10 protein-coding genes and 1 pseudogene are annotated in these 15,499 nt (G+C 71.3%); 8 read left to right on the top strand and 3 right to left on the bottom strand.

All coding sequences use genetic code 11. The annotated features are described in order from the left end of the window. The first annotated feature begins 14 nt into the window (after positions 1-14). The 7 genes from R2J76_RS17520 (at position 15) to R2J76_RS17490 (ending at position 10,026) form a co-directional block, all read left to right on the top strand. Complete coding sequence (locus tag R2J76_RS17520; protein WP_316412940.1) at positions 15-1,595, top strand: sensor domain-containing diguanylate cyclase; 1,581 nt, start codon at positions 15-17, stop codon at positions 1,593-1,595. 91 nt (positions 1,596-1,686) lie between these two features. Beyond that, entirely contained in the window at positions 1,687-2,811 is a 1,125-nt protein-coding gene (locus tag R2J76_RS17515; protein ID WP_316412939.1) for an acyl-CoA desaturase, read from the top strand. A 130-nt stretch (positions 2,812-2,941) separates the two neighbouring features. Beyond that, positions 2,942-4,186 carry an efflux RND transporter periplasmic adaptor subunit gene (locus R2J76_RS17510; protein WP_316412938.1) on the top strand — a complete coding sequence of 415 codons (1,245 nt, stop codon included), beginning with the start codon at positions 2,942-2,944 and terminating at the stop codon, positions 4,184-4,186. 17 nt (positions 4,187-4,203) lie between these two features. Beyond that, positions 4,204-4,899, top strand: coding sequence for an ABC transporter ATP-binding protein (locus R2J76_RS17505; RefSeq protein ID WP_316412937.1), 696 nt, complete (start codon positions 4,204-4,206; stop codon positions 4,897-4,899). A 10-nt stretch (positions 4,900-4,909) separates the two neighbouring features. Next, on the top strand, positions 4,910-7,318 hold the full coding sequence (locus R2J76_RS17500) for an ABC transporter permease (protein ID WP_316412936.1): 2,409 nt from the start codon (positions 4,910-4,912) through the stop codon (positions 7,316-7,318). 27 nt (positions 7,319-7,345) lie between these two features. Next, positions 7,346-8,707 (top strand): sigma-54-dependent transcriptional regulator, encoded by a 1,362-nt coding sequence (locus R2J76_RS17495; RefSeq protein ID WP_316412935.1) that lies wholly within the window; start codon positions 7,346-7,348, stop codon positions 8,705-8,707. Further along, positions 8,704-10,026: a sensor histidine kinase gene (locus R2J76_RS17490; RefSeq protein ID WP_316412934.1), complete on the top strand. Its 1,323-nt coding sequence runs from the start codon at positions 8,704-8,706 to the stop codon at positions 10,024-10,026. Before R2J76_RS17495 ends, R2J76_RS17490 begins: the two co-directional genes overlap by 4 nt. Before the next feature lie 13 nt (positions 10,027-10,039). On the opposite strand, the gene R2J76_RS17485 is transcribed toward R2J76_RS17490, so the two are convergent. Next, the gene (locus tag R2J76_RS17485) at positions 10,040-10,543 is read right to left on the bottom strand and encodes a hypothetical protein (RefSeq protein ID WP_316412933.1); all 504 of its coding nucleotides are present in this window, start codon (positions 10,541-10,543) and stop codon (positions 10,040-10,042) included. Between the two features lie 43 nt (positions 10,544-10,586). Continuing rightward, positions 10,587-12,599, bottom strand: a complete 2,013-nt coding sequence (locus R2J76_RS17480) for a molybdopterin-containing oxidoreductase family protein (RefSeq protein ID WP_316412932.1) — start codon at positions 12,597-12,599, stop codon at positions 10,587-10,589. Between the two features lie 130 nt (positions 12,600-12,729). Between R2J76_RS17480 and R2J76_RS17475 the strand changes: the two genes are divergently transcribed. After that, on the top strand, positions 12,730-14,880 hold the full coding sequence (locus R2J76_RS17475; protein ID WP_316412931.1) for a PAS domain S-box protein: 2,151 nt from the start codon (positions 12,730-12,732) through the stop codon (positions 14,878-14,880). Positions 14,881-14,911: 31 nt separating this feature from the next. On the opposite strand, the pseudogene R2J76_RS17470 reads toward R2J76_RS17475, so the two are convergent. Then, positions 14,912-15,463: pseudogene (locus tag R2J76_RS17470) on the bottom strand (pyridoxamine 5'-phosphate oxidase family protein); the annotation flags it as partial. Positions 15,464-15,499: the final 36 nt, after the last annotated feature.

Genomic DNA, 15,499 nt, shown 5'->3' with positions numbered 1-15,499 from the left:
CCCCGGAGCGCGGGATGACCGGGCCGTCCTCCGAACCCAACGAGCTCTTCCTGAGCGAGCAGCGCTTCCAGGCCATCTATGATTCGGTCAACGACGGGATCCTCATCCAGGACCTGGAGAGCGGCGCCACCCTGGACGTGAACCGCCGCATGGGCGAATTCCTGGGCCTCTCCCAGCAGCGGCTGCTGACCATGGACCTGGCCGACACGGGCCTGGGCATCTGGCCCTACACGCGGGACGTGGCCATCGACTGGGCCCTCAAGGCCATCGAGGGCGAACCCCAGACCTTCGACTGGCTCTGCCCGCACCCCTCGGGCCAGCTGGTGTGGCTCGAGCTGAACCTGCGCCGCACCCCCATCGGCGGGGTGGACCGGCTCCTGGTGACCGCCACCAACATCACGGACCGCAAGCGCCTGGAAATGGAGGCCACCGCCCGCCTCAAGCGGGCCGAGGCCCAGAACGCGGTCTCCCTGGCCCTGGCCGGCGTCGGGCCCGACTACGGGACCGCCCTCAAGCTCATCGCCCAGCACATGTCCTCCTCCGTGGGGGACCTGTGCATCCTGGACCTGATGGGGGCCGACGGCCTCCTCCACACCGAGGTGGTGTGCCAGCCCTACATCGACGGGGATCCCCTGCTCCCGTCCCTGCACACCCTGAGTCCGACGGCCGCCGGGGTCCTGGGGCCCGGATCGGCGATGGGGGCGGGCCAGGTGGCCGGCACGGGCGGGAGCCTCCGCCTGGAGCGCTCCACGCCCGAAGGGATCCGGCAGCACCTGCCCCAGGCCTTCCACCGGTACGTCGACCACTTCCGGGTGCACAGCCTCCTGATCGTGCCCATGCGCACCGAGGGCAGCACCATCGGCACCATCACCCTGGCCAAGGGCGGTTCCTCCCGGGCCTATTCCATGGAGGACGAGGCCACCCTCCAGAGCCTCGCGGACCGGGCCGCCCTGACCATCACCAACGCGCGCCTCTATGCCCGGAACCTGGAGCAGGCCGAAGAGCTGCGCAGGGCCAACCAGGAACTGGAGCGCCGCGTGGAGGAACGCACCGCGGAACTGGAGAGCGCCAACGCGCGGCTCCAGGAAATGGCCCTCCAGGACGGCCTCACCGGCCTGGCCAACCGCAGGCGCTTCGACGCCGTGCTCGAGCAGGAGGTGCGCCGCGCCAAGCGCAGCGGAGGCTGGGTCGCGCTGCTCCTGGGCGACGTGGACTTCTTCAAGAAGTACAACGACCACTACGGCCACCTGGCCGGGGACGAATGCCTGAAGTCCGTGGCGAAGGTCATGCGGGAGGTGTTCCGGCGCGCCGATGATCTTCCGGCCCGGTACGGCGGCGAGGAGTTCGCCGTGATCATCTCGGGCTCGACCCCGGAGCAGGCGGCCTTCTCCGCCGAGATGCTCCGCAAGGCCGTGGAATCCCTGGCCATCCCCCACGCGGCCTCGTCCGTGGCCGAGGTGGTGACCCTCAGCGTGGGCTACGTGGTGGCCCAGGTGGCGCCCGAGATGACCCCGGCCTGGTTCATATCCCGGGCGGACGAGGGCCTCTACATCAGCAAAGCGAACGGACGGAACCGGGTCAGCCCCGCGGACTAGCCGTTTCTGGTCGGTAATGACTTGCCGGTTGTGAAACGGGCCCATATGGACGATGATTGGGAGCCTCCGCGACCGGGGGCCGGGGGATCAAGTGCCAAATAAACGACGTTGGGATCTTCTTAACACCTCCTTCCTCCTGGGGACGCTCTCCCTGGCCCTGGTGCTGGTGCCCCTGGAATTCCGGCACTCCCTCGCCCACTGGGGCGAATGGGTGATGTTCGGGACGATGTTCTTCCTCATCGGCCTGGGCGTCACGGCGGGCTACCACCGCCTGTACAGCCACCGGGCCTACCAGGCCTCCTGGCCCGTGCGGTTCGTGCTCCTGTGCCTGGCGGCGGCCAGCTTCCAGAATTCGGCCCTGCAGTGGTCCAGCAGCCACCGCATCCACCACCGGCACGTGGACCACGACCGGGACCCCTACAACAGCACCAAGGGCTTCTGGTACGCCCACTGGCTGTGGGTCATGCGGGCCGAGGTCACGCCCATCGAGGGGGTGGCCGACATGGAGAAGGATCCCCTGGTGCGCTGGCAGCACAAGTACCACTTCCTCATCGGGGGCCTCGTGGCCCTGATCCCCGCCGGCGTGGGCCTGCTCAAGGGCGAACTGGCCGGGTACCTCATCATCGGGGTCCTCCTGCGCATCGTGGTCACCCACCACACCACCTTCTTCATCAACAGCGCCGCCCACTTCTTCGGGACGCGGCCCTACACCGACACCAACACCGCCCGGGACAACGCCTTCCTGGCCCCCTTCACCTACGGGGAGGGGTACCACAACTACCACCACATGTTCCAGTGGGACTACCGCAACGGGGTGAAGTGGTACCAGTTCGACCCCACCAAGTGGCTCATCTGGTCCCTGGCCCTGGTGGGCCTGGCCCGGGGGCTGCGCCGGGTGCCCGACGCCGCCATCCGCCGGGCGCGTCTGGCCATGGAGGAGAAAACCCTCCTGGCCAGCCTCGCCACCAGCACCCCCGCCGCCCACCGCCTGGTGGCGGCCCGGGCCCGCCTGGACCAGGCCCTGGCCCGCATGCAGGAGCACGTGGAGGGCTGGGAGGCCCGCAAGGCCGAACGGGTCGCCCAGAAGCGGGAAGCCTGGGAACTGAAGAAGGCCGAATGGAAGGGCGCCATGATCCAGTGCCGGGCCGAGGTGCGGGTCGCCTACTGGGAATGGAAGACCGCCCGCACGGAAGCCCGCAAGCTCGCCTTCGCCTGATTGTGGGACGGTCCCGTCCCGCTTGTGGGACGGTTCCGGGCGGGACGTAAAGTTAAATGTGGGTTTGATTGATGTTGTAAACCGGCATGCGAATGGCTTCCCTCCGGGGGCAGGTCTTCCGGAGCCGTTCATGGACATCGCCATCACCACGCCCCCCAGCCGCAGGAAGTACTACGCCTGGGGAGGCGCGGGCCTTGGCATCCTGGTCCTGACCCTCGCCCTGGGGAGGCTGAAGCCCGCGGTGCCCTCCGTGGAGCGCCAGAGCATCCTCGTGGACACCGTCAAGCGCGGACCCATGGTCTTCCAGGTGCGGGGCACGGGAACCCTCCAGCCGGTGGACGTGCGGTGGATCACCACCGGCTTCGACAGCCGGGTGGAGAAGATCCGGGTGTACCCCGGCACCCCGGTGAAGGCCGACACGGTCATCCTGGAGCTGTCCAATCCCGAACTGCAGCAGGCCGCCCTGGACGCCCAGTGGCAGTTCAAGGCCGCGGAGGGCGAACTCATCAGCGCCAAGGCCCGGGTCCAGGAGGCGCTCCTGGACAAGCGCGCCACCCTGGCCACCGTGAAGGCCAGCTACGCCAGCGCCCGCATGGACCTGGACGCCAACGAGCGGCTCGAGAAGGAGGGCCTCGTGGCGCGCCAGGTGCTCATGCAGGCCCGGGGCAGGGCCGAGGAGCTCACCACCCGGTACCAGATCGAGCAGGAACGCCTGAAGATCGGGGAGGCCTCCCTCACCGCCCAGCTCGCGGCCAGCAGCGCCAAGGTGGAGCAGGCCAGGGCCCTGTGGCTCCTCAAGGCCAGCCAGGTGGAGGCCCTCAAGGTGCGCGCGGGCCTCCAGGGGGTCCTGCAGCTCCTGCCGGTGCAGGTGGGGCAGCGCCTGGCCCCGGGCAGCACCCTGGCCAAGGTGGCCGAACCCTCCCGGCTCAAGGCCGAACTGCGCATCAGCGAAACCCAGGCCAAGGACCTCGTCCTCGGCCAGACCGTTTCCGTGGATACCCGCAACGGGCTCGTGCAGGGCCGGGTGGCGCGCATCGATCCCGCCGTGGTCAACGGCACCGTCCTGGTGGACGCCACCCTGGAAGGCGCCCTGCCCAAGGGCGCCCGGCCCGACCTGAGCGTGGAGGGGATCATCGAACTGGACCGCAGCGCCGACGGCCTCTTCGTGGGCCGGCCCGTGCAGGCCCAGGCCTACGGGACCCTCGGCCTCTACCGCCTCGCCCCCGACGGCTCCGAGGCCCAGCGCGTGCAGGTCCGGCTGGGGCGGGGATCGGTCTCCACCATCGAGGTGCTCGATGGCCTCAAGCCCGGCGACCAGGTGATCCTCTCGGACACCAGCGCCTGGGACGCTTCCGAACGCATCCGCATCAAGTGACCCTTCCTGGAGGTCCCATGTCCCCCCGATCCATCATCCAGCTCGACGCCATCCGGAAGGTCTTCACCACGGACGAGGTGGAGACCCACGCCCTGTCCGACATCCACCTGGAGATCCAGGAGGGGGAGTTCATCTCCATCGCCGGGCCCAGCGGCTGCGGGAAGTCCACCCTCCTGTCCATCCTCGGGCTGCTGGACACGCCCACCCACGGCCGCTACACCCTCAACGGCAAGCCGGTGGCGGGCCTCAACCTCTCGGAGCGGGCCCGCATCCGCAACCACGAGATCGGCTTCATCTTCCAGAGCTTCAACCTCATCGGCGACCTCACCGTGTACGAGAACGTCGAACTGCCCCTGGTGTACCGCGGCCTGCCCCTGGGCGAACGGCGCACCCGGGTGATGGAGGCCCTGGAGGAGGTGGGCATGTCGCACCGCTCCAAGCACCTCCCCAGCCAGCTCTCCGGAGGCCAGCAGCAGCGCGTGGCCGTGGCCCGCGCCGTGGGGGGGCGGCCTTCCATCCTCCTGGCCGACGAGCCCACCGGCAACCTCGATTCCACCAACGGCGATGCCGTCATGGACCTGCTGAAGGAGCTCCACCGCCGGGGTTCCACCATCTGCATGGTCACCCACGACCAGCGCTTCGCCCAGCACGCCGACCGGACCATCCACCTCTTCGACGGGCGGGTGGTCGAGGAATCCTTCGCCAAGGCCTGACGGAGCCCCCATGCGCCCCATCCTCGACGACCTCCGCCGCGCCCTGCGCTCCCTGCTGCAGACCCCCGGATTCACCGCCATCGCCGTGCTGATCCTGGCCCTGGGCATCGGGGCCAACGCGGCCATCTTCAGTCTCGTGGACCGGGTGCTGCTGCAGCCGCTGCCCTTTCCGGATTCCGGCCGCCTCGTGGCGGTGTGGGGCGCCGTTCCGGTGCGGGACCGTTCCGACAATCCCCTTTCCGCCCCCGATTTCCTGGACTGGCAGCGGGACGCGGGCCAGCTGGAGGGCATGGCGGCCCTGGCCAACGATTCCCTGAACCTCACGGGGGACCTGGAGCCCGAGGACGTCCCCACGGCGCGGGTCTCCTGGAACTTCTTCCGGGTCGTGGGCGTGCACCCGGCCCTGGGCCGCGACTTCACCCCCGAGGAGGACCGCGCCGAAGGCCCCAAGGCCGTGATCCTCTCCCACGAGTTCTGGACCAAGCGCTTCGGGGCCGACCCGGGGCTCGTGGGGCGCTCCATCCGCCTGAGTGGGCTGGACACGACGGTCGTGGGCATCATGCCCAAGGGGTTCCGCTTCACCCACCGCATCGGCGGCACCAGCATCCTGGTGCCCATCGCCTTCAGCCGGGAACAGCTCGATCAGCGTGGAAGCCACTTCCTGGGCGCCGTGGGCCGCCTGAAGCCCGGCGCCTCCGCCGCCTCCTGCGAAGCGGACCTCAAGCGGGTCGCCGCGGGCCTGGCCTCGGCCTACCCCGACTCCAACCGGAACTTCACCGCCCGGGTGGTGCCCCTCAAGGAGCAGATGGTGGTCAACGCCAGGGGCACCCTCCTGGTGCTCACGGGGGCGGTGGCCTTCGTGCTCCTCATCGCCTGCGCCAACCTCATGAACCTCATGCTGGCCCGCAGCGCCCGGAGGCAGCGGGAGATGGCCATCCGCGCCGCCCTGGGCGCCGGGCCCGGCGCGCTGGTGTGGAGCGCCCTGGCCGAGAGCCTCGTGCTGGGCCTCATGGGCGGCGCCGCGGGACTCTTCCTGGGCCGCTGGACCCTGAACGGCCTGGTGGCGGTGCTGGGCTCCAGCCGCATCGGCATCGAACGCATGCCCCTGGATGCGCGGGTGCTGCTCTTCACCCTGGCGCTCTCCCTGGCGGCCTCGCTCCTCTTCGGGCTCCTGCCCGCGCTCAATGCGGAGCGGCTCCACCTGGCGGATTCCCTCAAGGAGGGCAAGGGCACCGGCACGGCCTCCCACCCGCGCCTCCGGGGCCTCCTGGTGGCCTCCGAGACGGCCCTGGCCACCGCCCTGCTCATCGGCGCCGGGCTGATGCTCCGCAGCCTCATCCACCTGCAGAGCGTGGACCCGGGCTTCCGCCCGGATCACGTCCTCGTGGCCCGGATCTCCCTCCCCCGCTACAAGTACCCCGACGTCAACGTCCGCAACGCCTTCATGGGCGAGCTGCAGCGCAAGCTGGAGGCCACCCAGGGCATCGCGGCCGTGGGCATCAACGACACGCCGCCGCTGCTGGGCTCCACCAGCTCGAGTTCCTACGACGTGGGCGGCGAGGAGACCGTGGACGGGCAGGAGGCCCTGAACCACCACATCACGCCCGGCTATTTCAAGGCCATGGGCATCCCCGTCCTCCAGGGCCGGGATATCGCGCCCAACGAGGCCGGGACCATGCTCGTGAACGAGGCCTTCGCCCGCAAGCACTTCCCCCGGGGCAACGCCCTGGAGGGCCGGGTATCCATGGACCGCAGGGAGGAGCCCTTCCTTTCCATCGTCGGGGTGGTGGGGGACGTGCGCCATTCCAGCCTGGCCCAGGGCGCCCGGCCTGAAATGTACTTCCCCATGGCCAGCCTGACCGGGGAGGGCTTTCCCATCCCCAGCTTCCTGGTGGTGCTGCGCACCGTGCCGGACCCCGCAGGCATGATCCCCGTGCTCAAGCGGGTCCTCCACGAGGTGGACCCCGATCTGCCCCTGGGCCGGCCCCGGACCATGGAGACGGTCCTGAACCAGGACCGCCAGGAGGCCCAGGCCCGGAGCATCCTGCTGGGGTCCTTCGCCGGACTTGCGCTGCTGCTGGCGGCGGTGGGCATCTACGCGGTGGTCACCTTCCTCACCGCCCAGCGCACCCGGGAGATCGGCGTGCGCATGGCCATGGGCGCCCAGGTGCGCGACGTGCTGACGCTGGTGGTGGGGCAGGGGCTCCGCATGGCCCTGGCCGGCATCGCCGGGGGGGTGGTCATCTCCCTGGCCATGGGCCGGGTCCTGGATGCCCAGATCGCGGGCGTGAGGTCCTGGGATCCCGCCACCTTCGCCCTGGTGGCGGGCCTGCTGGCCCTGGTGGGCGCCGCGGCCTGCCTCCTGCCCGCGTTGAGGGCCGCCAGGGTGGACCCCATGGTGGCCCTGCGGAACGAGTAGGATAGGAACGGAGTCCGGAACCCGATCATGCCCTCGAACGCCCCCCGCATCCTGATCACCGACGACCAGCCCGATGTGAGGGAGAGCCTCCGGCTCCTCCTGAAGTCCGAAGGCTTCCGCACGGACACCGCCGCCTCCCCCGAGGCCACGCTGGCCGCCGTGGACGCGGGGCGGCCCGACCTGGTGCTCATGGATATGAACTACAGCCAGGACACCACCTCGGGCCAGGAGGGCCTGGCCCTGCTGGAGCGCCTCGCGGCCCGGGAACCGGCCCTGCCGGTGATCGTGATGACCGCCTGGGGGAGCATCGACCTGGCGGTGGAGGCCATGCGCCGGGGCGCCAAGGATTTCGTGCAGAAGCCCTGGGAGAACGCCCGGCTTCTGGCCACCCTGCGCACCCACCTGGAACTGGCCGCCGCCCTGGGCCGCAGCCGGCGCCTGGAGGCGGAGAACCGCATCCTGCGCGAGGGGGCGCCGGCCATCGTGGCCACCTCGCCCTCCATGGTGCAGGTGATGGAGATGGTGCGGCGCATCGGGCCTTCGGACGCCTCGGTGCTCATCACGGGCGAGAACGGAACCGGCAAGAGCCTCCTGGCCCAGGCCCTGCACGCCGCCAGTTCCCGGGCCGACAAGCCCCTGCTCACCCTCAACGCCGGGGGCCTTTCCGAAGGCGTGCTGGAATCCGAGCTGTTCGGCCACGTGAAGGGGGCCTTCACCGACGCCAAGGCCGAACGCGCCGGGCGCTTCGAACTGGCCGACGGCGGCACCCTCTTCCTGGACGAGATCGCCAACGCCCCGCTGCCCCTGCAGGCCAAGCTCCTGCGCGTGCTGGAAACCGGCGAGTTCGAGCGGGTGGGCTCCAGCCGCACCCTGCGCGCCGACGTGCGGATCCTCAGCGCCACCAACGCCGACCTGGACGCGGAGGTGGCCGCGGGGCGCTTCCGGCAGGACCTGCGCTTCCGCCTGGACACCATCGAGCTGCGCGTGCCCCCCCTGCGGGAGCGCCCGGAGGACATCCTGCCCCTTGCCATGCGCTTCCTGGAGGAGAAGGCCGGGCGCTACCGAAAGGAGGTCGCGGGCTTCGACGCCGGGGCCCAGAAGGCCCTCCTGGCCCACCCCTGGCGGGGCAACGTCCGCGAACTGTCCCACGCCGTGGAGCGCTCCCTGCTCATGGCCCCCGGCCCCTGGATCACGGCCCCCGACCTGCTCCTGGGGGCCCGGGGCACCGCGTCGACCTCCCTGGAGGACCTGGGCCTGGAGGACATGGAGGCCCTGCTCATCCGCAAGGCCCTGGCCCGCCACGGCGGGGCCACCGCGGCCGCGGAGGCCCTGGGGCTCTCCCGCAGCGCCATGTACCGCCGCATGGCCAAGCTGGGCATCTCCCCATGAATCACGACCGGCGCATGCAGCTCCAGGCCCTCCTGGGCGCGCTGCCCGCCGTGGCCCTTGCGGGCCTCCTGCTGGCGCGGGCCTCCGGGCCCTGGACGGTGCGGCTCCTGCTCCTGGCCGCCGTCGCCGCGTCGGCCTGGTTCGCGGCGCGGGGCATCCGCGGGCGGGTGCAGCGGCCCCTCCAGACCCTCTCCAACCTCCTGGCCGCCATGCGGGAGGGGGACTACTCCTTCCGGGCCCGGGAGCCGGCGCTGGCCGACGCCCTGGGTTCGGTCTACCACGAGCTCAACACCCTGAGCGAGCTCCTGCAGCAGCAGCGCATGAAGGCCATGGAGGCCACGGCCCTCCTGAGGACGGTGATGGCGGAGATCGACGTGGCGGTCTTCGCCTTCGACGGGGACGGCCTCCTGCGCCTGGTGAACCGGGCCGGGGCGGTGCTGCTGGGCAGCGCCCAGGAGCGGCTCCTGGGGCGCCCCGCCTCCGAGCTGGGCCTGGGCGATGCCCTGGAGGGGGAGGCCTCCGTGCTGGCCGACATGGCCTTCCCGGGGCGGGCGGGGCGCTTCGAGCTGCGCCGTGGCACCTTCCGCCAGGGGGGCCGCGCCCACCGGCTCCTGGTGCTTTCCGATCTCACCCGGCCCCTGCGCGAGGAGGAGCGCAGGGTCTGGCACCGGGTCATCCGCGTGCTGGGCCACGAGATCAACAATTCCCTGGCCCCCATCCAGTCCCTTTCCGAAAGCCTGCTGCGCATCCTGGAGCGCCAGGACGAGGACTGGATGGAGGACGCCCGCCAGGGCCTGGGCATCATCGCCTCCCGGGCCCAGGGCCTGGGCCGGTTCATGGAGGGCTACACCCGCCTGGCCCGGCTCCCGGAGCCGCGCCTGGCCCGGGTGGACCTGGAACCCCTGGCGCGGCGCGTGGCGGGCCTGGAGCAGCGCCGGCCCGTGGCCGTCGTGCCCGGGCCCCCCGTGACCCTCCTGGCCGACGGCGACCAGATCGCCCAGGCCCTCATCAACCTGGTGCGCAACGCCGTGGACGCCGGGGAGGGTCCCGTGGAGGTGCGGTGGTCCCAGGGGGCCGGCACCGTGGAGATCCGCGTGGAGGACCGCGGCCAGGGGCTGCCCTCGGGCGGGAACCTCTTCGTGCCCTTCTTCACCACCAAGTCCGGCGGCAGCGGCATCGGCCTGGTGCTGAGCCGGCAGATCGCCGAGGCCCACGGCGGAAGCCTCGTCCTGGCCAACCGCGAGGACGGCCCCGGCGCCCGGGCCATCCTGAGGCTGCCCCTGGACCCCATGCCCCCCGCGGCGGCCGGCGAGCCCTGAACGGGAGGCCGTTCTACTTCCGCCGGCTGGTGCCCTCCACGTAGGGGGCGAAGGCCTCCGGCTTCCCGGGGGGCGCGATGGCGAACTCCACCGCGACGGTTCCGCCCGTCCTGACGCGGTAGGTGAGCCTGAACCCCGGGCCGGGCCCGGGCTCGCTGCGGAACGCGACCCCTTCGCCCTGGGGCAGGGGGGTGGCGTCGTACCGGATCACATGGCCCTCGTTGTCCAGGTAGAGGGCCTTGAGCTTCCCGCCTTCCGCGAAGATCGTCATCAGGTCCTCGTGGCGCAGGGCGGGGCGGCCGCCCTGGGCGGGGTAGGACGCCGAGCTGCGGCGCACCAGGGCCTTGCCGTCCAGCTCGAACCGGAAGGAGAACGCCCCCGATCCCTTTCCGGGATCGCCCGAACCCTCCCCCACCCAGTCCCCCGCGAGGAACCGCACGGGGGCGAAGGGGTCGGCGGGAAGGCTCTGGGCCTGGGCGCAGAGGCTGAAGGCCAGGGATAGCAGGAGGGCTCGCATGGGTTCCTCGGAGAAGGAATCGATTGTAGCCCGGGTCGCTCCGTCAGGGCCGCGGGGAGCGCAGGCGGATGTCCACCCGGTTGTCGTAGAAGGTGCTCCCGCCCCCGCGGTCCGTGAGCCGCTGGGAGGTCAGGGCGTTCACGGTGCGGGTGCCCGGGGCGAACTCCAGCCACCACACCCCCTCCGCCACCAGGACCCCGGCGGGCACGTCGGACGACACCTCCAGGGCGAAGGCCACCTCCCCCAGGCCGTTGAAGGCCTCCACCGGGTCCCCGTCGGCCAGGCCCCGGGCGGCGGCGTCGCCGGGGTTCATGCGGATGCGCATGCCCTTGCGGCGCGCCCGCAGCTCGTCCCGCTCGCAGAAGGAGGAGTTCAGGCCGAAGAGGGACGGCGCGGTCATGAGGGCGAAGGGCGGGGCCTCGCCCCCGGCGTGGGTGGGCAGGAAACGGGGCAGGGGGTGGGGCTCCCGGGGATTGAGGAGCTCCACCTTCCCGGAGGGCGTGCGGAACCGGGGCCCCGGGGGCGGCGCCACCTCCACCGCCCTGCCTTCGGCCAGGGCCGACGCGTCGACGCCCTCCCGCCAGGGGCTGGGCAGGGCCAGCAGGTGCTCGATGAGATCGTCGGCGCTCTGCCGGAAGAAGGGCTCCGGGAAGCCCATGGCCCCCGCCAGGAGCCCGAACACGTCCCAGTTGCTGCGGCTCTCCCCCACGGGCGGCACCGCGGGCCGGGCCCGCTGGACGCAGTAGCTGCCGTAGGACCGGTAGAGGTCGCTGTGCTCCAGGGAGGAGGTGGCGGGCAGGACGATATCGGCGTAACGCGCCGTGTCCGTGAGGAAGCGCTCGTGCACCACCGTGAAGAGATCCTCCCGGGCCAGCCCCGCCAGCACCGCGTTCTGGTCCGGCGCCACCACGGCGGGGTTCGAGTGGTAGACGTACAGCGACATCACCCGCGGCCCGTCCAGTTCGCCCAGGGCGTGGCCCAGGCGGTTCATGTTCACGGTGCGCACCGGTCCGGGCAGCAGGTCCTCCCGGGTGATCTCCGCCATGGCGAAGGCCCCGCCCGTGGACGTGGAGCCGAAGCACCCTCCGCCGGGGCGGTCATAGGCGCCCACCAGCGCGGGAAGGCACGCGATGGTGCGCACCGTCATGGCGCCGTTGCCGTAGCGGGAGAGGCCCCCGCCGATGACGATGCAGGGGGCCTTGGCCGTCCCGTAGGCCCGGGCCATGGCCTCGATTTCCGCCGCGGGCAGGCCCGTGAGGGCCTCCACCCGCGCCGGGGGATAGTCCGGCAGGACCTCCCGGGCCAGTTCCGGGAACCCCTGGACGTGCTCCGCCAGGAAGGCGCGGTCCTGGAGCCCGTCGCGCACCAGGACGTGCATGATCCCCAGGGCCAGGGCCCCGTCGCTGCCGGGGCGCACCAGGAAGGTGGAGTCGGCCTCGCCCGCGGTGGGGGTGCGGTAGGTGTCCACCAGCCACACCCGGCCCCCGCGGCGGCGCGCCTCCCGCACGTCCTTGAGCCCGTGCACGCTGGTGGCCACGGCGTTGATGCCCCACAGGATCACCAGGTCGCAGTCCCGCAGCTCCGAGGGGCGGGGGCAGGGGGTCTGGCCCAGCACGGCCTCCAGGCCCGCGGCCTTGGCCGGGGTGCAGATGGTGCGGTCCAGGCGGCTCGCCCCCAGGCGGTGGAAGAAGGGATGCCCGGCGTTCCGCTGCACCAGCCCCATGGTGCCCGCGTAGGAATAGGGCAGGATGGCCTGGGCGCCGTGGTCGGCGATGATGGCCTTCCAGGCCGAGGCGATGCGGTCGATGGCCTCGGTCCAGGGGATGGGCGCGAAGGCGCCGCTCCCCTTGGGACCCGTGCGAAGCAGGGGAACAGTCAGACGCCGCGGGTTGTGGACGGTGTCCGGGTAGCGGGTCATTTTGGGGCAGAGGCTGCCCCGGCTGTGGGGATGCTCCGGATCCCCCTTCACGGAAACCGCCAAGCCGTCCTCAACCTCCACCAGGAGTCCGCAGGCGTCAGGGCAATCGTAGGGACAAACGGACCTTCGAACGATCATGGGGATCCCCGCAGGATGTGCCCCCGGGGCCCGGGGGGACGGATAGTATGGGGTGAACGGGGAGGGGGGCGCACCCCCTCCCGTGCTTTCCAAGCGGCCGGCCCCCCGGGCCATGGACGGAGTCTCCCGCATGACCTTTGGAACGAAATCCATGGTCCTGGTCGCCGCCTTCGCGGCCTCCCTGGTCCTCATCCTGGGCGGCGGGCTCGCCGCGGCCTTCCACCTGTGGCGGTGGACGCCCTTCCTGGCGGCGGGGCTGGTCCTCAACGCGGCCGTGGCGGGGTTCCTGTGGAAGGGGCTGGGCCTCATGGCGGCGCGCTGCGCCGAAGGGGAGCGGGAGCGGGACGGCCTCCGGGACCAGGCCGCCCTCCTGCGCTTCGCCCTGGACGGCGGCGAGGACGGCGTGCGCATCGTGGACGCCGCCGGCGCCGAGCGGGACCGCAATCCGTCCTACTCCCGCCTGTGGGGCCTGGAGGGGCCTTCCCGGGACGAGGAGGACATCATCCTGGCCCAGCTCAAGGATCCCGACGGCTACCTGGCCCGGGAGGCGGCGCCGTCGGGGGTGGATATCCTGGACCTGTGGGACGGGCGGGTCCTGGAGCGCCGCTCCCGGCCCTACCGCACCGGGGGCGGCGAGGCCCTGCGGGTCTGGCAGTTCCGGGACATCACCTCCCGGGCCCGGGCGGACCGGTTCGTGAACCGGCTCTCCCAGGCCGTGGAGCAGAGCCCCGTCTCCATCCTCATCACCGACACCGCCGGGAACATCGAATTCATCAACACGCAATTCACCGAACTCACCGGCTTCGCCCTGGACGAGGCCCTGGGCCAAACGCCGCGCATCCTCAAGTCGGGCCTCACGGATCCGCGCACCTACGCGGAGCTGTGGGCCGCCATCACCGCCGGCGACGTGTGGGTGGGCGAGCTCCAGAACCGCAAGAAGGACGGCGAGCTCTTCTGGGAGCGGGCCACCATCAGCCCCATGCGGGACGCGGACGGGGTGATCACCCACTTCCTGGGCATGAAGCAGGATATAACCCGGCAGAAGCAGCTGGAGCAGCAGCTGCGCCATTCCCAGAAGCTGGAGGCCGTGGGGCTCCTGGCGGGGGGCGTGGCCCACGACTTCAACAACGTGCTGCAGGTGATCAACGGCTACGGCACGCTCATGCAGCTCGGACAGGGCCCCGACGATCCCGACCGGGACGCCCTGGCCGAGATCCTCAAGGCCGCGGAACGCGCCGCCCAGCTCACCCACAGCCTGCTGGCCTTCAGCCGAAAGCAGGTGATGAGCCCCCGGACCCTGGACCTCAACACCGTCGTCGGCAACGTGGAGAAGCTCCTGCGGCGGATCATCGGCGCCGACGTGCGGCTGGAGGTGGCCCGGCATCCCGAGGCCCTGCCGGTGCACGTGGACCTGGGCCAGATGGAGCAGGTGTTCATGAACCTGGCCACCAACGCCCGGGACGCCATGCCCGCCGGGGGCACCCTGACCCTCGCCACCCGCCCCTTCCGCCTGGACGAGGCGTTCCGGGCCGCCCGCGGCTTCGGACGCCCCGGCGACTACGCCCTCCTGGAGGTGAAGGACTCGGGGGAGGGCATGGACGAGGAAACCCAGAAGCGCATCTTCGACCCCTTCTTCACCACCCGGGAGATGGGCCGCGGCACGGGGCTGGGGCTCGCCTCGGTGTACGGCATCGTCAAGCAGCACAAGGGCTACATCCTCGTGAACAGCGAGCCCGGGGCGGGTTCCGCCTTCCGCGTCCTGGTGCCGATCAGCGCCTCGGACACCCCGGATCCCCAGGAACGGGACCGGGGGGAATCCGGCGTGCGCGGCACCGAGACCATCCTCGTGGTGGAGGACGAGCTTCCGGTGCGCGCCATGACCGAGCTGGTGCTGGCGAGGTCCGGCTACCGGGTCCTGCTGGCCGCCGACGGCCAGGAGGCGGTGGACGTCTTCCGCGCGAACCGGGACGCCATCGATTTCATTCTCATGGACATCATCATGCCCCGGAAGGGCGGCCGCCAGGCCTACGAGGAGATCCGCCGGGAGCGCCCCGGCGTGAAGGTCCTCTTCATCAGCGGGTACACCGCCGACTTCATCCAGGACCGCGGGGAGCTGGACCCGGGCATGGACCTCATCATGAAGCCGGTGCAGCCCCTGGCGCTTCTGGGCCGGATCCGGGAGATCCTGGACCGGCCCCCATCGCCTCCAGGGTCCGCAGATCCGTCGGGGTCCCCCGCCGCTCCAGCAGCGCCCGCACCGAGTCCCGCTTCGCGGGCGTGAGCCGCTGGCCCATCTCGCACTTGGCCGAACTGCGCTCCACGGTCAGCTCCAGGATGGCCACGGCGCCCACGCTGCCGGCGTACATGGGATCCTCGGCGGTGATGGGGCGGTAGCCCCCCTCGGGCTGGAGCCTGCGCATGAGGGCGTCCAGCACCGCGGCCTTGCGGGCCGGGTCCTCCACCTCCCCGAGGGTGCCGTGGAGCAGCACGGACCTGAAGTACTGGCTGGCGGGGCAGGCCCTTTCGGGGTCGAAGGCGTAGGAGGGGATCTGGGCGTAGGCGTCCACCACCAGGAAGGTGGCCTGGCGGTGGTGGCGCAGGGCCTCCATCTTCTCGCCGGCGTGGGCCCCGTGGAAATACACCTTCCCGTCCAGGCGCACGAAGTTGAGCGGGACCAGGATGGGCGCGCCCTGCGGGGACACCAGTCCCAGCACCCCCCACTCGGCGCCGTCCAGCACCTCCGCGACGGCTTCCGGATCCTTGAGTTCCTTCTCCTGTCGGCGCAAGGGCACCTCCCACCCCAGCGAGGTTAATGGAAAAACCACCGGATGTTGGTCACGGCACCTTTCTCGTGAATGGTTCATATATCGTCTTGGAGCGCGACGCCACGCCGGCGCCGC

The sequence above is a fragment of the Mesoterricola silvestris genome (assembly GCF_030295405.1).
Taxonomy (GTDB): Bacteria; Acidobacteriota; Holophagae; order Holophagales; family Holophagaceae; genus Mesoterricola; species Mesoterricola silvestris.
The sequence above is the reverse complement of the archived record's forward strand: the minus strand, read 5'-3'. Positions and strand labels throughout refer to the sequence as shown.

Bases quoted from the DNA above. Each gene is read 5' to 3' on its own strand.
- R2J76_RS17480 (WP_316412932.1), bottom strand. From the start codon at position 12,599: ATGATCGTTCGAAGGTCCGTTTGTCCCTACGATTGCCCTGACGCCTGC.
- R2J76_RS17495 (WP_316412935.1), top strand. From the start codon at position 7,346: ATGCCCTCGAACGCCCCCCGCATCCTGATCACCGACGACCAGCCCGAT.
- R2J76_RS17475 (WP_316412931.1), top strand. From the start codon at position 12,730: ATGACCTTTGGAACGAAATCCATGGTCCTGGTCGCCGCCTTCGCGGCC.
- R2J76_RS17505 (WP_316412937.1), top strand. From the start codon at position 4,204: ATGTCCCCCCGATCCATCATCCAGCTCGACGCCATCCGGAAGGTCTTC.
- R2J76_RS17510 (WP_316412938.1), top strand. From the start codon at position 2,942: ATGGACATCGCCATCACCACGCCCCCCAGCCGCAGGAAGTACTACGCC.
- R2J76_RS17490 (WP_316412934.1), top strand. From the start codon at position 8,704: ATGAATCACGACCGGCGCATGCAGCTCCAGGCCCTCCTGGGCGCGCTG.
- R2J76_RS17520 (WP_316412940.1), top strand. From the start codon at position 15: ATGACCGGGCCGTCCTCCGAACCCAACGAGCTCTTCCTGAGCGAGCAG.
- R2J76_RS17500 (WP_316412936.1), top strand. From the start codon at position 4,910: ATGCGCCCCATCCTCGACGACCTCCGCCGCGCCCTGCGCTCCCTGCTG.
- R2J76_RS17485 (WP_316412933.1), bottom strand. From the start codon at position 10,543: ATGCGAGCCCTCCTGCTATCCCTGGCCTTCAGCCTCTGCGCCCAGGCC.